This window comes from Paenibacillus sp. RC67, assembly GCF_030020805.1.
In the GTDB taxonomy this organism is placed as follows: domain Bacteria; phylum Bacillota; class Bacilli; order Paenibacillales; family NBRC-103111; genus Paenibacillus_S.
Window position 1 is genome coordinate 2,005,401 of the sequence record NZ_CP125098.1, and the last position, 17,010, is coordinate 2,022,410.

General features: G+C 47.3%; 16 protein-coding genes. 15 read left to right on the top strand and 1 reads right to left on the bottom strand.

Annotated elements, in window-relative coordinates:
- Window positions 1-10: 10 nt before the first annotated feature.
- Together QMA13_RS09035 and QMA13_RS09040 are read left to right on the top strand one after the other, a co-directional pair.
- Window positions 11-1,543 (top strand): MDR family MFS transporter, encoded by a 1,533-nt coding sequence (locus tag QMA13_RS09035; protein ID WP_282941016.1) that lies wholly within the window; start codon window positions 11-13, stop codon window positions 1,541-1,543.
- A gap of 40 nt (window positions 1,544-1,583) precedes the next feature.
- Window positions 1,584-2,141, top strand: coding sequence for a PadR family transcriptional regulator (locus QMA13_RS09040; RefSeq protein ID WP_282941017.1), 558 nt, complete (start codon window positions 1,584-1,586; stop codon window positions 2,139-2,141).
- Between the two features lie 284 nt (window positions 2,142-2,425).
- On the opposite strand, the gene QMA13_RS09045 is transcribed toward QMA13_RS09040, so the two are convergent.
- The gene (locus QMA13_RS09045; RefSeq protein ID WP_282941019.1) at window positions 2,426-3,211 is read right to left on the bottom strand and encodes a TIGR01457 family HAD-type hydrolase; all 786 of its coding nucleotides are present in this window, start codon (window positions 3,209-3,211) and stop codon (window positions 2,426-2,428) included.
- A 42-nt stretch (window positions 3,212-3,253) separates the two neighbouring features.
- On the opposite strand from QMA13_RS09045, the gene QMA13_RS09050 reads away from it, so the two are divergent.
- The 13 genes from QMA13_RS09050 to QMA13_RS09110 all read left to right on the top strand — a co-directional run bounded on the left by QMA13_RS09050 (window position 3,254) and on the right by QMA13_RS09110 (window position 16,929).
- Window positions 3,254-3,448, top strand: coding sequence for a hypothetical protein (locus QMA13_RS09050; RefSeq protein ID WP_282941020.1), 195 nt, complete (start codon window positions 3,254-3,256; stop codon window positions 3,446-3,448).
- Entirely contained in the window at window positions 3,405-4,082 is a 678-nt protein-coding gene (locus QMA13_RS09055) for a DNA alkylation repair protein (RefSeq protein ID WP_282941022.1), read from the top strand. Before QMA13_RS09050 ends, QMA13_RS09055 begins: the two co-directional genes overlap by 44 nt.
- Window positions 4,083-4,111: 29 nt before the next feature.
- Window positions 4,112-4,594 carry an SRPBCC family protein gene (locus tag QMA13_RS09060; protein WP_282941024.1) on the top strand — a complete coding sequence of 161 codons (483 nt, stop codon included), beginning with the start codon at window positions 4,112-4,114 and terminating at the stop codon, window positions 4,592-4,594.
- 148 nt (window positions 4,595-4,742) lie between these two features.
- The gene (locus QMA13_RS09065; RefSeq protein WP_282941026.1) at window positions 4,743-6,527 is read left to right on the top strand and encodes a sensor histidine kinase; all 1,785 of its coding nucleotides are present in this window, start codon (window positions 4,743-4,745) and stop codon (window positions 6,525-6,527) included.
- Window positions 6,502-8,124: a response regulator gene (locus QMA13_RS09070; RefSeq protein WP_282941028.1), complete on the top strand. Its 1,623-nt coding sequence runs from the start codon at window positions 6,502-6,504 to the stop codon at window positions 8,122-8,124. Before QMA13_RS09065 ends, QMA13_RS09070 begins: the two co-directional genes overlap by 26 nt.
- A gap of 117 nt (window positions 8,125-8,241) precedes the next feature.
- Window positions 8,242-9,615: an ABC transporter substrate-binding protein gene (locus tag QMA13_RS09075; protein ID WP_282941029.1), complete on the top strand. Its 1,374-nt coding sequence runs from the start codon at window positions 8,242-8,244 to the stop codon at window positions 9,613-9,615.
- A gap of 86 nt (window positions 9,616-9,701) precedes the next feature.
- A complete protein-coding gene (locus QMA13_RS09080; RefSeq protein ID WP_282941031.1) occupies window positions 9,702-10,601 on the top strand; it encodes a carbohydrate ABC transporter permease in 900 nt (299 codons plus the stop codon).
- 47 nt (window positions 10,602-10,648) lie between these two features.
- Window positions 10,649-11,527, top strand: coding sequence for a carbohydrate ABC transporter permease (locus QMA13_RS09085; RefSeq protein ID WP_282941032.1), 879 nt, complete (start codon window positions 10,649-10,651; stop codon window positions 11,525-11,527).
- 43 nt (window positions 11,528-11,570) lie between these two features.
- On the top strand, window positions 11,571-11,825 hold the full coding sequence (locus tag QMA13_RS09090) for a hypothetical protein (RefSeq protein WP_282941033.1): 255 nt from the start codon (window positions 11,571-11,573) through the stop codon (window positions 11,823-11,825).
- Entirely contained in the window at window positions 11,755-13,758 is a 2,004-nt protein-coding gene (locus QMA13_RS09095; RefSeq protein WP_282941035.1) for a heparinase II/III domain-containing protein, read from the top strand. The genes QMA13_RS09090 and QMA13_RS09095 overlap by 71 nt, the downstream gene beginning before the upstream one ends.
- Before the next feature lie 13 nt (window positions 13,759-13,771).
- Window positions 13,772-15,238 (top strand): arylsulfatase, encoded by a 1,467-nt coding sequence (locus tag QMA13_RS09100; RefSeq protein WP_282941036.1) that lies wholly within the window; start codon window positions 13,772-13,774, stop codon window positions 15,236-15,238.
- A gap of 183 nt (window positions 15,239-15,421) precedes the next feature.
- The gene (locus QMA13_RS09105) at window positions 15,422-15,913 is read left to right on the top strand and encodes a cysteine dioxygenase (protein WP_282941038.1); all 492 of its coding nucleotides are present in this window, start codon (window positions 15,422-15,424) and stop codon (window positions 15,911-15,913) included.
- Window positions 15,914-16,083: 170 nt separating this feature from the next.
- Complete coding sequence (locus QMA13_RS09110) at window positions 16,084-16,929, top strand: AraC family transcriptional regulator (protein ID WP_282941039.1); 846 nt, start codon at window positions 16,084-16,086, stop codon at window positions 16,927-16,929.
- Window positions 16,930-17,010: the final 81 nt, after the last annotated feature.

Here is a 17,010-nt window from a genome sequence, read left to right on the forward strand (position 1 = left end):
AGGGAATACAATGCAACCTAAGAAATCAAACGTCCGTTGGACGATTGCCGGTTTGATGCTGGGGCTGTTACTAGCAGCGCTGGATCAAACTATTGTATCTACAGCTATGCCTACCATTGTAGGGAAGCTTGGAGGCTTGGATAAGTTTGTCTGGGTGTTCTCCGCGTATTTGATCGCGAACGTCGTGTCCATGCCGATTTTCGGTAAATTATCCGACATGTATGGAAGAAAGCTGTTTTTCTTGCTTGGGCTTGGCGTATTTATGCTTGGCTCCGCGCTGTGCGGCATGTCAACGACCATGTTCGAGCTTATCGTCTACCGCGCTATCCAGGGAATCGGCGGTGGTGCACTGATGCCGATCGTCTTTACGATCGTGTTCGATTTGTTCCCCCCGGAAAAACGAGGAAAAATGCAAGGGTTGTTCGGTGCTGTATTCGGTATTTCGAGTGTTCTTGGACCGCTGGCAGGAGCTTATTTTACCGATAATGTAGATTGGACCTGGATTTTCTATATCAATCTTCCGCTAGGCGTTGTTTCGTTTGCGCTAATCGCCTTGTTCTACCACCCTGCGCTTCCGACAAACCGGAATCAAAAGATCGACTGGTGGGGAACCCTTACGTTCACCGCTGCGATTTTACTCCTTATGTTTGGTTTGGAGCTAGGTGGTAAGGAATTTGCTTGGAATTCCGTAGAAAGCTACAGCCTGTTCGCCGGTTTTGTTGTGCTCTTTGCTATTTTCTTAGTGGTGGAGAGCAAAGTAGCTGCTCCTATCGTTCCGCTTCACTTGTTCCGCAACAAGCTATTCAGCTCCAGTATGGCTGTCAGTCTGCTGTACGGCGCTATGATGATTGCAGCAGCTTCCTATATTCCACTGTTCATTCAGGGTGTATTCGAAGGCTCGGCAACTAGCGCGGGACAGGTTATGACCCCGATGATGCTGGGAGTTGTGGTAAGCAGTACGTTAGGCGGCCGATTCGTTGGCAAAACAAGTTACCGAAACATTATGCTCGTATCCGCCGTACTACTCATTATAGCGACTTCGCTTCTGAGTACGGTGTCCGTAGTAAGCCCAAGATGGCTTGTGACGACGTATATGGTCGTGATGGGACTAGGCGTTGGGATGTCATTCCCGGTCACTTCTATGTCTGCGCTTCATAACATCAGCCCGCAGTATCGCGGAACCGTCAATTCATTAGTCAGCTTTTTCCGATCGATCGGATCTGCGATGGGGGTTACCGTATTAGGGGCAGTTCAAGCTGGGGCGCTAAAGTCGCGATTGACTGAACTGATGCCAAACTCCGGATTAACGGATAAGCCTATCGATCCTCAGGCGCTTCTGCAGCCGGCAGTGAGAGCGGGAATTAGCGCGGCCGATTTGCAAAAAATGATTATGGGCTTGGCCGATTCGATCGCTTTCGTGTTTACTTGCACGATATTCATGGCTGTGGCAGGCTTTATTTTCATTCTCTTGATGGGCAAGGCAAAGATGGAGATACCACAACGTGGACCCGTGAAGACCACAGAGGCGAAGACGGAGTCTTAATTCATCCATTTTATAATTGTATGGAAGGTGAAATGTATCCATGTCGATGAAGCTGGTCATACTCGGATTGCTGATGGAAGGGGATACCCATCCGTATGAAATCCGGCACACGATGAAAGAAAGGGAAATGCACCATTACATCAAAATGCGGGACGGCTCCCTTTATTATGCCATCGATCAGCTGCGCAAGGACGGGTTCATTGAAGCGATTGAGGTAGTAAAGGACAGCAGCCGTCCCGATAAAACCATCTATCGCATAACCGACAGCGGGAAGGAGCTCTTCAGGGAGCTTCTTCTTCAGCAGTTTAAGGAGCCGAAGGAAATCTACGATCCGATGGGGACAGCCATGATGTTTGCCAAGGATGGAGATCAGGAGGAAATCTATCGTATTTTGCTTGGGAAGCAGGCGGAGCAGCAGCGTAAGGTCCAGCAAATGTGGGAGCTGTACGAGGAGCATATTCCTATTGTTCCGCGTGGCGTGCTTCATATGATGATGAATGCTTATGAGCATGGATTGACCCAATTGCGCTATTTGGAACGTATTCTGAAGGATGCGAAGGACGGACGATTGGGTGAACGGGGATTGCCTTTGGATTAAAAAAGAGCTTAGCTGACGCTAAGCTTGGGCTGTCGATAAACCATGTAACTTCGGAAGTGTGCGTGGTACTCCGGTGGGGTATCCCCCTCCAGCCGCTGTTGTTATCGGGAAATTTCCAATTTAATCTTTACAGCGGTGATTTCCCGATAACAAATGCGGTCGCTTTCGCTCCTCCAGGGGATACCCCACCTCCCGCAAGTAGTTACCTTCCGAATAAATGGGTTTCTCGACAGACTCAGAGCTTAGCTAACGCTAAGCTCTTTTTCTTTGAATTATAGGTTTTTCTAGGCTTTACTTAATGTGTCTGATAAATCCATCAAAGTATCGCAAACCAACTCCGGTTGAACTCCGGTTAGTGCAAGCTGCTCTTGCAGCGTATCCCGGTTAATGAGACCGGTGAGGACCAAAGCAGTTCGGCACTGAGCCGCAATACCACCACGAATGTCGGTTAACAGGTTGTCCCCAACAACCCATATCTGGTCCGGTGACAAATTCAGCTTGCGTATGGCATAGTTCATGATGATAGGAGAAGGCTTGCCGATCACGACAGGCTCGGTCTGGCTTGCTCTTTCGATTGAGGCACCGATAGAACCTGCGCCGGGACGAAGTTCATTGTTCCACGGAAGCAGGTGGTCAGGGTTGGTCATTACGAAGCCTGCGCCTGATCGAATAAGGCTAACCGCGGCTGCCAATTTCTCGTAATTAAAGCTTCGATCGATCCCTTGAACAACGAAATCTGCTGGACCATCGGTTACCGACTCGAAACCGGCGTCTTGCATCGCTTTTTCCAATCCGGCTTCACCGATAAGATAAACTTTATTGCCTTTGTTTTGCTCCTTCATGTACATGGCGGCAGCCTGGGAAGAGGTGAGCACCTCTTCAGGTTTGGCGTCAATGCCGACTTGTCCTAAATGAGCAGCGACTTGCTCGGGGGTCCTCGATGAATTATTGGTCACGTACAAATAAGGATAGCCTTGCTCTCTAAGCCATTGTATGAAAGAAGCGGCTCCAGGGATGGGCTTATCTCCGTGGTAAAGCGTACCGTCCAAATCTAGTAAAAATCCGGGCACTCTAGGGTCCTCCTTTTTCCGAATCGTGGATATAAGATAATAGTGAACATTGTAGCAAAATCGGTGGCAATGCGCCACATTTGGAAGAACAAAACTTTGGCTATCGGATCGGTTGCCATCATTGTGGTATACTTTATTCATCGCCACAAGACGAAGAAATTAGGTCATGTACTAAGCTTGTCCGGAGGTCCTGATGAATACTTATACGAAAGATTTGATCGAGTTATTGAGCAGTAACCGCAATACAGAGGAAGCAGTTCCCATGAAGCAGTATATGCGCAATCAGTTCGAATTTCTGGGCATAAGACGACCGAAGCGTGATGAGCTGCTCAAAGCTTGGTTGAAGCAGAACGGTCTTCCGTCAAAGGAACAGCTTCCAGACGCGCTTACCTCATTATGGGATATGCCAGAGCGGGAGTATCAGTATACGGCTCTGGAGCTTTTGGCCAAAATGCAAAAGAAACTGGATAAAGAGCATATCGATTTGCTGGAGTGGCTTATTATCAATAAGTCATGGTGGGATACCGTGGATGGTATTGCCCCGAATGCCGTAGGCTATTTGTTTCAAAAGCACCCGGACTTGATAACAAGCTATGCTGAACAATGGATCGGTTCCGATAATATGTGGCTTCAGAGATCTGCGATTCTTTTTCAATTAAAATATAAAGGAAAAACGAATGAGCGATTGTTGTTTAATTATTTGCTCCGTCGGGCGGATTCCGAACAATTTTTCATTCAAAAGGCCATTGGATGGGCGCTGCGGGAATATTCCAAAACAAATCCGCAGGCTGTGAGGCTATTTATTGAAAGTCACGAGCTTAAGCCGCTTAGTCGACGAGAGGGTTTAAAGCAGTTGGACAAGCGGGAATGATCCCAATCTAATGAGGGCGAGGAGTAACCATGTTAGCTGACTTACAAAAGGCTGAAAACGGCTATATCGCATTATTTGAACGTCACTTTAAGCATTCGACGGAAGAGGTTTGGGCTTATTTGACCGAGAATGAGAAGCTGGGACAATGGTTTACCGAGCTTGAGGTTAAAGATCTTCGTAAACATGGGCACATTAAGTTCAACATGCCGGATGGAACGCATCTGGATATAACGATTACCGATTTAGAACCTTATGCCGTTATGGCGTACACATGGGGGAAAGATCAAGTTCGCTTTGAGCTGTCATCCGAGCCAACAGGCTGTCAGCTGTTTCTTAGAGAAGACATCACGGTTATAACGAGCCATACCCCAAAAGATCTTGCCGGCTGGCATGTATGCTTGGATGTTATTGAAGCATTGCTTGACGGTACAACGATAGACAGACGCGCTGAGTGGGAACGAATGTATGGACAATACATCCAAGCAGTGGAAAAGGTTGCTGTCAATCCGTAATACGTAGATCAGGTCTTAATCGACGGAAATATACAAATTTCAACATTTTATTCCTCTACCGCATACCCCTTGGAAGGATTCCCTCCCCCTGTGTTGAATTCGTTTACATATCATTGCTGATCTACAGGATCGCACAGGGGGTCCTCTTATGAAACAATTCCTTTACCGTCTCTCCTTCAAAAAAAGAATTTGGGTTTCCTTCGTTTTGTTGATGACATTAGCGATTGCCGCTTCTGGCTGGAGCTCTTATACGATCTCGGCCAACATAGTCGAGCAAAATGCGCTGAGGCTAAGTCAGGACACGATCAACAAATCGTCGCAAATGCTTGATGAAAAGCTAAAAAAGATTGTGCTATCGATCATGTCTCTCAAGATCAGTGATTCGTATCGAAACATGCTGGATGATGTGTCGCTGATGGATGTAAGCCGGTACTATTATCATTTGTCTGCGCTGCAATCGATGCTGGCTCTTCTGAAATTTAACGATGATTTTATTCAGTCTATATTAATTTCCACGCCGATAGGCGATTTTTACCCCACTAATTACACGCGTTTAAGTGAAAATTCCTTCATGAAGTCCGAAATGTATCAGAAAATTAAAAGCATGCAGCGCGGCGTCTGGATCGAAAGCCATGAGGATACTTTTTTTTACGGAAAAGATCGGGTGTTATCATTTGTTGTTGACGGAAGCGCAACCAAGTATGTAGAAGATGTCTATATCGTTGTTAACATTAAAGAGAAGGATTTGCAAAGGATGATCTTCGATCAAATCAGCACGTCATCCGGCTATTCGCTTGTCAATAAAGAAGGTAAGCCTGTGATCGGCCACGAGGATGAGGAGTACGAGATTTGGAGGCAGGATACAGCATTTTTAGGCAAGTTTAAAGAGGAGAAGAACGGCTATTTCAATACGCTGCTGGACGGCGAGGATTTTTTGGTTAACTATTCAAGACTCGAAGTTGGTGAAAACTGGATTTTGTACGGAATGCAATCGAAGCAAGCCGTATTGAAACAGGTGGATGCGATAAAATGGACCACACTGCTCGCTATCATCGGTTTCGTGCTTCTGACGCTTCTGTTGTCTAATGTTTTGACGGATCTGCTGTTAAGACCGTTGTTCCGATTGCATAGGCTAATGAAACGGGTAGAGCATAATGATCTGGATGTCCGTTTCGAAAGCCCTTTTCAAGACGAGGTTTCACAGGTTGGTACGAGGTTCAACTCGATGCTTGAAGAGATCAAGAAGCTGATTATGACGGTCAAACGGGGTGAGGAAGAGAAGCGCAAGACGGAAATTAAGGCATTATCCGCGCAAATGGAGCCTCATTTTTTATACAATACATTAAATACCATTTATTGTAAATCTGTATTGGGGGATACGGAGGATGTTAACGAGATGATTTTATCGTTATCCACGATGTTTCAGCTAGGTTTAAGCCAAGGGAAAGATATTATCCGTATAGAAGATGAGCTGATGCATGTCAGGCATTATATGACGCTGCAGCAAAAATGCTATGAGGATCGCTTCGACTTTCAAGTGGAGGTCGAGGACGAATCCATTCTACAGCTACGGATTCCCAAGCTGATCCTCCAGCCTTTGGTTGAAAATTCCATCCTTCATGGATTTAAGGACCGGGAGGAAGGCGGGAGTATACGAATTGTGCTGAGAAGGACGAAGCAAATGCTGTACGTGTCCGTTGAAGATAACGGAGTGGGGATGGATGTGGACGGCTTGCTCAGGTCAATGGATCAAACGCTTGTGTCCCATAAGGGGTATGCGTTAAGGAATATTGCTCACCGACTGCGGCTGTTCTATGGAGAGGATGCCACAATGCATTATGACAGCGAGCCGGGGACAGGCTCCAAAGTTCAACTGATTATTACGCTGCGGGAGGAGAATAAGGTTTATGAGCTCAGTGAGCAGCTTGTTTAAAATATGTGTAATCGACGACATCAAAAGCACGGTGGAAATGATTGCGACCAAAATTGCTTGGAATACTTACGGGATAAAGGTAGCAGGTACAGCCAGAAACGGGGAGGAGGGCTTAGCTCTTATTCAAGATGTGCGTCCTGATATTATTCTCACTGATATCCGTATGCCGCGAATGGACGGATTGGAGATGACGCGTCAGATCATCGATCTTCTTCCTGATTGTAAAATCATTATTTTAAGTGCCTATACGGATTTCGAATATGCGAAGAAAGCGATCCGGCTCGGAGCGTTCGATTTCGTGAAAAAACCTTTTTCAATCCAGGAAATTACCAAGGTCGTCCTAGAAGCGAAGCAAGCATTGGAGAGTGAGTACGACAAGCATCAGCGAATACAGAGCATGGAGAAGCAGGTGCAGGAAAGCCTACCGCTATTGAGGCAGGAATATTTCAGCAAATTGCTGCAGTACGAGACCCGGAGCGATGACGTTCAGCGCTATTGGGAAGAGCTCGACGTCAACATGGATCCGGAAGGCTTTGCGGTTCTTATCATGGAAATCGACCATTTCATGGACAAGTATGCCACTCAGCCGATTCATGAAATCGAGCTTGTCCGATTCGCGCTGCATAATATTATCGAGGAAACGATTCATAGTGTTACCAGGGGAGTTGTTTTTCGGGATGGACCGAGCCATTATGCGTGTATTGTAAATTGCAGCAGCCCAGAAGAGGCTAAAAGGCTTGCTGAGGCGTGCTGCCACAATATTGCCGGCAATACCCGGTTTACGATTTCAATTGGTATTGGGAAGATGGTCAGCGTCATTCATAAACTTCCAAGCTCTTATAAATCGGCGTTATCCGCATTAGCGTATCATTTCTATACAGGAGGCAATGGTGCCTTTAGCATTGCGGAGGTGCCACAAGGAGAGGCTCCACTGCCGCTAACACCAGCGTTGGAGCAGGAACTGCTTCATTCGCTCCGAGCAGGTCATATAGAGAAATCGCTGCAGGAGCTTGAGCGATATTTTGATTCCGTGAATGGCTTAAGGCCCCTGCCTGACCCTCATTATGTGCGCAGCCTGTATTACGAGCTGGCCTTTGTCATGCTGCGAGTACTATATGAGAAAGTTCCTTTCACTGTGCTTCAGACTTATGACCGTACGATAAGAGATCGCGGCAGTCAGGAGCCGGATACCAATTACAAATTCCAGCAGCTGCTTAGAGAGCTGTGTGAGGCAGGTTGTACCTGGATTGAGAAAGAACGGGTAAGCGATTCGGCTCAGCTGATCTATCGGGCAGTGGACTATATTCGGACTCATCTTCATCTGGATTTAACCGTCGATCACTGTGCAAGATACATGAACATTAGTGGTGGACATTTTGCCAACCTGTTTAAGAAAGTAATGGGAAGCACCTTTAATCAATTTGTAACGAATGAGCGGATCGATCGAGCCAAAAGCATGCTGATCGATAATTATCAGGTACAGGAGATTGCGCTCTCTCTGGGCTATGAGCATCGACGGTACTTTAGCGAGGTATTCAAAAAGCATACGGGCCAAACACCCTCGGAATTTAAGGATATGTATCTAGGGCAGAAATGATGGATTTCTGCCCTTATTCTTTGTTTTGCCACATTATGCGGCTTTCTTGTTTCCACTACAATAAGACCAAGAGCAATACATCATTTTATCGACGAGACAGTAGGGGAGGCTGCGTAAATGAAAAAGACAGCAGTAACAGCAATGGGATTAGTGCTATCGATGAGCTTAGCGGCATGCGGAGGGGGAGCGACGGATACTAAGAATAGCGCTGCCTCTGGTACTAAGCCAGGAGAGAAAACGAAAATTACTTATTGGACCCTCGATCGCCACGACGCAGATTACATTAAAGAAATGATCGAGAAATTTAACTCGACGAACAAAGACAATATCGAAGTCGAGCTGGTCGTGAAAGCGGACGATTACGCGCAGGCGCTGGATTTAGCGTTTGCCGCCGCACAAGCGCCTGACGTGTTCCGGGTGAAGGAAGGCTCGGCGATCCAAACATTTTATAAAAAGGGCTACATGGCGCCAATTGACGGTTACTTAACGGATGAGCAGAAGAAGAAATTCCCGGCGATGCCTGATCAAAACCAGTTTGACGGTAAAATGTACAGCCTTCCTAACTACGGAAGCACGATGAGGCTCGTATATAATAAAGATTTGTTCGATAAAGCGGGCATAACCAAGCCGCCGACTACATTGGCGGAAATGGTGGACACGGCTAAGAAGCTGACTGCTGTCGGTAAAGCGACAGGTGCATACGGCTTTGCGCTGCCGTTCAAAAACCCGGCAGGCGCATGGAACCGGTCAGCTCGTGTTATTGCGGAGCTAAGCGGTTACGGCGGCTTCGGATATGATTTCAAAACAGCGCGCTATGATATGAGCGGGTTTAAAGAAATAACGAAGGCCTTCAAGCAAATGCGCGACGACGGCAGCACACTGCCAGGCATGGAAGCGCTTGATATTGATCCGCTAAGGGCACAGTTTGCCGAGGGCAAGATTGGGATGTACTTGTCCTACTCATCCGAGCCTGGGGTTTATAAAAGCCAGTTCCCGGCCAAGATCAATTGGTCCTCTGCTCCAGCTCCGACGATTGACGGCAATATTAAGGGCGCATCCGGCTTCCTAGGCGGGCAATGGCTCGCGATCAGTAAAGATTCGAAGAAGAAGGATGCCGCATGGAAATTCATTAGCTACATGTACGGTGATGACATTTTACAGCCATATCATGAGAAAGGCTACGGCATTTCCATGGTTCCAACCATTATATCTAAGGCGAAAAAGCCTGAAATCAACGGCATCGAAGGGTTTTTGCCTAACAAATATGACGGCGTCTGGCCTACTCCGCCGAATGTGAACGTTCAGGGAGCAAAAGCGGAGGATGCGTTGTGGAGATATATTTTGGAGGGCGGAGACTTGGATAAAGTCATTGCCGATATTAATAAACGCTACAACGACGCGTTGGACAAAGCGATCTCCTCTGGGGATGTGAAGGTTACACCGGATCCAAGCTTTGATCCTGCGAAGATGCAGGGATCGTTCGCCAAATAAATTGCAAGTCTCGGAGCCTGTCAGTTGTCTGCTGCTGCAGGCTCTGTTTCATCAACAAGAAGGTTGTGGAGGAGGGCTTGAAACGGATGAAAAAGTGGCGTCTGCAGCTGCCAGGCTATGGGTTTACTTTGCCCAGCTTGATCCTAACGATTGTGTTCGGCGTATACCCGATCGCTTGGGCCATGCGCTATATGTTCTACGATTATAAAGGCTACGGGAAGGAACGGTTCGTCGGTCTGGACAATTTCACTCAGCTCTTGAACGATCATGCTTATTGGGATTCGGTGGTGAACACCTTTGTCTACGCAGGCGGAAAGCTGATTATTACACTGCCGCTCTCCTTGATCCTGGCTGTCATTTTGAATAAAGGTCTGCGAGGGAAGCATTGGCTTAGAGCGATTTATTTTATGCCCACTATTGTAAGCACCTCTGTCATCTCGATCGTGTTTTTCATCATTTTCAATTCCTATAACGGAATATTGAATCAATTTTTGCTCCGGTTTCATATGGTTTCTAAAAGCATTGATTGGCTGGGACCCGAGCACGCGATGCTAAGTGTTGTCATCATTGCGGTGTGGGGCGCTGTGGGCAATTATATGCTGCTGTTTATCGCTGGCTTGCAAAACATTCCGGACGATGTGTATGAGAGCGCATCATTGGATGGAGCTAACGCCGTGCAAAAGTTTTGGTACATCACGATTCCTATGCTGGGTCCAGTGCTTCAAATGGTCATTATGCTGGCTATTATTAATTCATTAAAAGGCTACGAGAGTATTATGGTATTAACCGAAGGCGGGCCTATAGCCAAGACGGAAGTCATGTATCTGTACGTGTATAAGCTGTTTTTCCCGCTGGCGACTTCAGGCTCGTCCATGGAGCAGCAGATCGGCTACGGCAGTGCCGTCGGCTTTGTTACGGCTATCATCGTTGGTTTTATTACGCTTATCTATTTCTATGCATCCAAACGGATCAATAGGGTGTTTTAGCTTGATGCTTGCGATAAGCCGAAACTTACAGGGGGTAGATGAAAGGAATGACAACGGAAACCGCAAAGCTTAAACCGACGTTCCCGGCTTGGTCGATCGGATCAACTGTACGAAATGCATTGCTGTGGATCTTTCTTATTTTGATTGCTGGGTTAACTTTATTTCCTATAGTGATGGCTTTTCTAGGCTCCTTTAAGTCCAATGCGGAGCTAACGGGAGGAGCCACGATTTTCCCTGAAGTATGGCATTTCAGTAACTATGCCGAGGTATGGGAGCAAGCACATTTCTCTACGTATACTTGGAACAGCCTGTTTATTAGTATTGTAACTACTGTCGGAACGTTAATCGTAGCTTCGATGGCCGCCTATGCTGTGGATCGGCTGAGTTTTGCAGGCAAGAGCCTCTATGTAGCCATTCAGGCTTCAACTATGTTTGTCTCTATTGGTGCGGTGGTGCTGCGCCCGCAGTTCGAGCTGATGGTCAAGCTGCAGATGCATACTTCTCTATGGGGCGTTATACTTATTATGGTAAGCGGTCATGCCTATATTTTTTTCATTCTGCTCAGCTTCGTTAAAGCGATCCCGAAGGAGCTTGACGAAGCGGCAATGATAGACGGCTGCTCTAAAATGTGGATATACACCCGTATTATATTTCCTTTACTGAAGCCGGGACTTGGTGTTGCAGCCTTGTTCACCTTTCGTCATGCTTGGAATGAGTACATATTGCCGCTTGTGTTCACGATGAGCCAGCCGAAGCTTCAGACATTAACGGTCGGTCTGGCTGGTCTTCGCTACGGCATTGCATCGGCGGCGCAGACACATTATATGATGGCTGGAGCGTGCTTATCGATACTGCCTTTATTAATTGTGTATGTGTTGGCGAACAAGTCATTTATGCAGGTAACCTCCGGCTCCATCAAGGGCTGATTCAAGCGCTTACCCATTACTTCAGTGAAAGAAGGACGAAGTCATGAATGCTTACCGATTGGAAAAGCTGCTGCGCAACGCTGCCGATCCTTCGTTTCTGAAAGCGACCGATAAGCTGAGAGCATGGGCTCAAACGGCAAGGGAAATTGATTATATGATCACGGAGCATGAATATGGCAATTGGTCCCATAATTATTATTGCCACCAAGACGGGACACCGCTCAAGTTTGATTGGACCCGTCCTAGGCAGCATATTTGTCCAGTGTGCTTCAAGGAATGGAACGGGGGAGCTTTTTGACGCCGCTTGGGTTACGCTGGCTCATTCCAAGCTTGGACTTGGAATGAAGCATCTCTCCGTTCTCAGCTTCATCGAGGATACCACGGAGGATGTGAATAAGGTCAAGCAGGTTTTGCTTGATTATGCTCACTGGTATGCAGGGTATGAGGTTCACGGCGATATTCCTTATAACGGTCCGGGCAAGCTGTTTGCCCAAACGTTGGATGAAGCTCATTGGATCATTGATTTATGCTACGCCTACAGTTTCGTAAAGGGCAAATTGACCAAGCAAGAGAAGCAGCAGATCGATCGGGGGCTCCTTATCCCTTGTGCCGAGTTTCTTATCGATCATAAAGAACAGCAGCTGCATAATCATGCCGTGCTTATTACTTCAGCGATAGGGATGCTTGGGTTTCTGTTAGGCGATGAACGGATTCATCTGGCGGGTCTGGCGGGCCCTTACGGTCTGCTGGATCAAATCGATCGAGGCGTTCTTAAAGACGGTATGTGGTATGAAGGGAATTTTCACTATCATTTTTACGGCTATCATTCACTCCTCCAGTACTGTATTTTGGTGGAGGGCACATCGTGGGACTTGAGAGCTCACCCGGCACTCAAAAAAATGTTCGATTTTCCGCTTCACTATATATTACCAGATGGCTCTTTACCGAGCATGAATGACGCAAGCTCCAAGATGAGTATCCCAACGCTAGCTCCGTATTATGAATTGGCTTACGATTGGTATGGAGACTCACGATATCGAGATCTGTTAAGGCTGGCTTATGGAATGAAGTCGGAGCAGGCCAGTCTGATCTCAGAAGAAAAGGTCGTACCTTCATATACTGCCGCTCCAGCAGAGCGATCCTCCATGGAAGCCTTATGGTTTGGAATGGAATTGAACGATGTGGATTCGTGTGGGGAACAGCTATCCAGTAAGTCAATGACAGAGAGCGTCTCTCTCAAGCAGCTCATGGCTGCCGACAGCTCCTCGGATATTAGCGGGTTGACGAAGCTTGTGAACGCCAAAGGGTGGCATCTGCTTGTTAAACACAGTACATTCGGGGGCGAGCATGATCACATGGATCGTCTCGGCCTTTCGTTCGGAGCCGGAAATGAGCCGCTTTTTGCCGACCCAGGGACTACAGCTTATGGAGTGCCGGCGCACTATGGCTGGTTCAAGCATACGTACTCCCACAACACGGTAAGCCTGAACGGGAAGGATCAGCCTCCTGCCGACGGTCAACGTTTGGAGTACGGCAGGGAGACGTGGGGTTCATGGGTGGAAAGTGCTGTGGAGTGGGATCATGAGCAATATCGTATGAAGGACTCCATCCTTTTGCCTGCAGAAATGTGCCCGTGGGACGATGAGGCTTATCGTGGCTCTACGATTCGAAGAATCAACGTATTGACCGATCATGTGCTGCTAGATATCGTCAAGGTATTCGTCCCCGACATACGGGACATCGATTTGCTGTATCACATCCATGGACGTATGGATGAGGTTGAGGCATGGCAGCCATTCGCATCCCCTGTGAGCGCTTTGGATCAGCAGTGGTTTCAAAACCCAAAGTATAAACCATTCGATCCTGAGGAAGTCTTGATGTGGCAAATGAGAACAGGAAGACTCCTGCAAGCGGGCTGGTGTTCGGAGCCATCTTTGCTTATCACGGCAGCAACACCTGATAATCCTCCGAACCAATTAAGACAGTCTCTCATTCAACGAATTCGTGGACCAAAAGAAAGAGACGTTGTGTTCGTTCACGCGTTTGCTTATTGCGCCAATTACAATGGGGGAAAAGCAAGTGAGTCGGCAGCAGAGTTCGATCTGCAGTTAAATGTACAGTACGGTGATGAAGGTAGGTTACGGATTGGTGTAGAAACGGAAGCTGCCCAGTATGACTGGAGCTTGGATTGGACGGAAGGTAAAGCCAAGTTTATCGAATCTTCTTCTTAAAGGAGCTGTTGAGATGCAGCCGAATATTTTGCTCATATCGGTAGATCAGATGCGGGGAGATTGCTTGAGCATTCTGGATCATCCAGTAGTGGATACACCGAATCTGGATCAGTTGGCTAGGCAAGGCGTGCTGTTTCGCAATGCCTACTCGGCAACGCCCAGCTGTATTCCAGCTCGAGCAGCCATGCTGACAGGAATGAGCCAGCATAACCACGGGAGGGTAGGTTATCAGGATCAGGTGCCGTGGAATTACACGGATACGCTTCCTGCTGTGCTGGCGCAAAATGGCTATCATACACAATGTGTGGGCAAAATGCATGTTTATCCTGCACGCAATCTATGCGGCTTTCACAATGTGGTGATGCACGACGGCTATTTACATCATAATCGGTATAAAACAAAGAATACCATTGCGGAGTCCTTCGACAGCTGCGATGATTACTTGCCCTGGCTTCGCGAGCGGGCGGGGGCCAGCTGCGATTTGTTGGACCTTGGGCTTGACTGTAATGCGTCGACCGTAGCCTGTCCATGGCATTTGCCGGAGGCGCTGCACCCAACCAATTGGGTGGTGACGCAGTCGATCGACTTTTTGCGCAGACGTGATCCGCGCAAGCCGTATTTCTTAAGTATGTCCTTCGTACGGCCTCATCCGCCGTTCGATCCCCCTCAAGCATTCTTGGATATGTATCTGGATGCAGATATTCCGGAGCCGGTTGTAGGTGATTGGGCGGAAGCCGAAGACACGGAGAGATTCGGTTTAAATCCGATTACTAACAAAGGAATCGTTCCGAAGAACAGACTTAGAAGGGCTCAGGCTGCCTATTATGCTCTTATTACTCATATCGATCATCAGATCGGCCGCTTCTTACAAGCCATGGTCGAATACGGTGTTCATAACAATACGATCATTCTATTCACATCGGATCACGGCGAGCTTCTTGGAGATCATCATTTATTCCGCAAAGCGCTCCCCTATGAAGGAAGTGCCAAGGTTCCATTCCTATTGTCCGATCCGGGGAACATGCTGAATTTGAAGCATAATACGACGAACGAGCAGGTTATAGAAATTAGAGATATCATGCCGACATTGCTGGACGTCGCAGGCGCTTCTATTCCGCAGAGCGTTGACGGCTTGAGTTTGCTTCCTTTGGCAAGAGGAGAACAGGCTCCATGGCGCGAGTTCATTCACGGGGAGCATGAGGGTAAGGACATGTCGAATCATTACATAACGGACGGGAAACAGAAGTATATATGGTTCTCGCAAACCGGTCGTGAACAGCTGTTTGATCTACAACAGGACCCTCAGGAAATGAATAATAGGGTCGATGATCCTAGGTACAGAACGAGCCTGGAAAGTTGGAGAGAGCGTCTGGCAGTGGAGTTGGCGGATCGTGAGGAAGGCTACAGCGACGGAAAGCAGCTCATGGTCGGCCGTCCAGCGCAGACGGTATTGAAGAGGTCATTTGCAGAAGCTACATAAAAATAATTAACAAAAGCACTGGATGCAGATCCGGTGCTTTTGTTCGTTAAAAAGGCAGACTCCTTTTTACTTGTGGAAAAGCACGAACAGGGCAAGAGCGGAATACAAGTATAAAATCGGTAAACATTATAAGTTTTACTTATGCATTTCCAAAGAAAAGTTGATTAATGGAGGTTAGGCAGCATGAAACTACTTGAATCCGTCAAGCAAGCGTTTCAGCATGTAGTGGCACCATCAGGTCATGAATTGAGAAGATCCATCGAGCAATTGAAACTAGATCCTCAAGAGGTGGCATCGTATGTGACGGAGCCTGCTCTATTACCCTATGGAAGAAGAGTACTGTTCCAGTCGGCGCATGTTGAGGTGATCCTGATCCATCTGCCTTCAGGACATGAAACCTATATTCATGACCACGGAGAGTCCATCGGCTGCGCGTTCGTGCTTGAGGGGGAGTTGACGAATAAGCAGTATTGGTTAGATAAGGAAGGCTACGCCTACGAATGCGGAGAGGCTGTGCTTGGCCCGTCTCAATTTCTGTTTGCTCCGAAAGGTCAGATCCATCAAATGTGCAACTACGGCACACAAAGAGTTATTACTCTGCACGCCTATACTCCTGCCATGAAGGATACGAAGGTGTATTACCAATACGAGCAAGTGCTGGATTACGTTATTTAGGATGCCGTTTATGGGTTAAGCCAGTATTACAACGCCGCAAGGCGTTTTTCTTTTTGCCCAACAACCAAAGGCTCCTGGGACAGAAGGGGTTTAGCAATGACGAATAGAATTATGAATGGGAATTGGTCAATTTTAGCAAGGGTTGACGTTCTACGAAAGGGGGATTAACATTGGATGACGCAAAGAAGCAATTGTTGAATCATCAGCTTTCGTATTTGCGGGTTCAGCTGCTTTTTGCCAAGCTTTCGGTATGCGGTCCGGGTTGGATGAAACATCATTTCACCCCTTCCTATAATAAAATATATCTCATTCGCGAAGGGGAAGGGTGGCTCCAGATCGGCAAGGAACAGCTCCGGCCTAAGCCCGGGGAGCTCGTTTTTATTCCAGGAGGATTAGAACAGTCCTATTCAGTGACTGCGGGGACTCCCTATACGATGCAGTGGTGCCATTTCAAATCGAACATCAATTTCATGCGATTGTTCCAATTATTCGGCATAGCCAAGGTGGTTAGAGCAGGAGAAAACCGGGAGCTGCAGCAGCGCTTCAACGAGCTTGAGGAGCACCGCAGCGATAAAGGACCGGCAACCTCGCTCAAAATCCAATCTGCCTTGCTCTCGATTATTTCCTATTTCATCGATCATGCAATCTTGGACAAAGGCCAGGATACTCCCAACGATGCTATCCTTAAGTTGACGGATACGATTCATTATATAGACATGAACTTATTGAGGGAGCTAAGCATTGAGGAGCTTTCGCAAAACGCTCATTTTCATCCCAATTATTTTATTCGCATTTTCAAAAGGCATTTAGGTATGCCGCCGATGCGTTACATTCATGAGCGCAGGCTGGAAAAGGCGAAGCAGCTGCTTGGCTCAACGGATCTCACGGTGGGGGAGGTTGCTTATAGGAGCGGGTTTAAGGATATATCTTATTTTTCTGCTGCCTTCAAGAAAAGCGCTGGAGTAACCCCTTCAGAATTTAGAAATTTGTTCTCAGGGAGCGAAGGAATGAACTAGTATGGAGCCGCTTGGCTCAAAGAGGTTAATTTTACAATAATAATGGTTAGGTTAACAGCTTACGGCCGGTATTGAAAGCGC

Bases quoted from the DNA above. Each gene is read 5' to 3' on its own strand.
- QMA13_RS09040 (WP_282941017.1), top strand. From the start codon at position 1,584: ATGTCGATGAAGCTGGTCATACTCGGATTGCTGATGGAAGGGGATACC.
- QMA13_RS09090 (WP_282941033.1), top strand. From the start codon at position 11,571: ATGAATGCTTACCGATTGGAAAAGCTGCTGCGCAACGCTGCCGATCCT.
- QMA13_RS09100 (WP_282941036.1), top strand. From the start codon at position 13,772: ATGCAGCCGAATATTTTGCTCATATCGGTAGATCAGATGCGGGGAGAT.
- QMA13_RS09075 (WP_282941029.1), top strand. From the start codon at position 8,242: ATGAAAAAGACAGCAGTAACAGCAATGGGATTAGTGCTATCGATGAGC.
- QMA13_RS09035 (WP_282941016.1), top strand. From the start codon at position 11: ATGCAACCTAAGAAATCAAACGTCCGTTGGACGATTGCCGGTTTGATG.
- QMA13_RS09055 (WP_282941022.1), top strand. From the start codon at position 3,405: ATGAATACTTATACGAAAGATTTGATCGAGTTATTGAGCAGTAACCGC.
- QMA13_RS09105 (WP_282941038.1), top strand. From the start codon at position 15,422: ATGAAACTACTTGAATCCGTCAAGCAAGCGTTTCAGCATGTAGTGGCA.
- QMA13_RS09085 (WP_282941032.1), top strand. From the start codon at position 10,649: ATGACAACGGAAACCGCAAAGCTTAAACCGACGTTCCCGGCTTGGTCG.
- QMA13_RS09065 (WP_282941026.1), top strand. From the start codon at position 4,743: ATGAAACAATTCCTTTACCGTCTCTCCTTCAAAAAAAGAATTTGGGTT.
- QMA13_RS09060 (WP_282941024.1), top strand. From the start codon at position 4,112: ATGTTAGCTGACTTACAAAAGGCTGAAAACGGCTATATCGCATTATTT.
- QMA13_RS09070 (WP_282941028.1), top strand. From the start codon at position 6,502: ATGAGCTCAGTGAGCAGCTTGTTTAAAATATGTGTAATCGACGACATC.
- QMA13_RS09080 (WP_282941031.1), top strand. From the start codon at position 9,702: ATGAAAAAGTGGCGTCTGCAGCTGCCAGGCTATGGGTTTACTTTGCCC.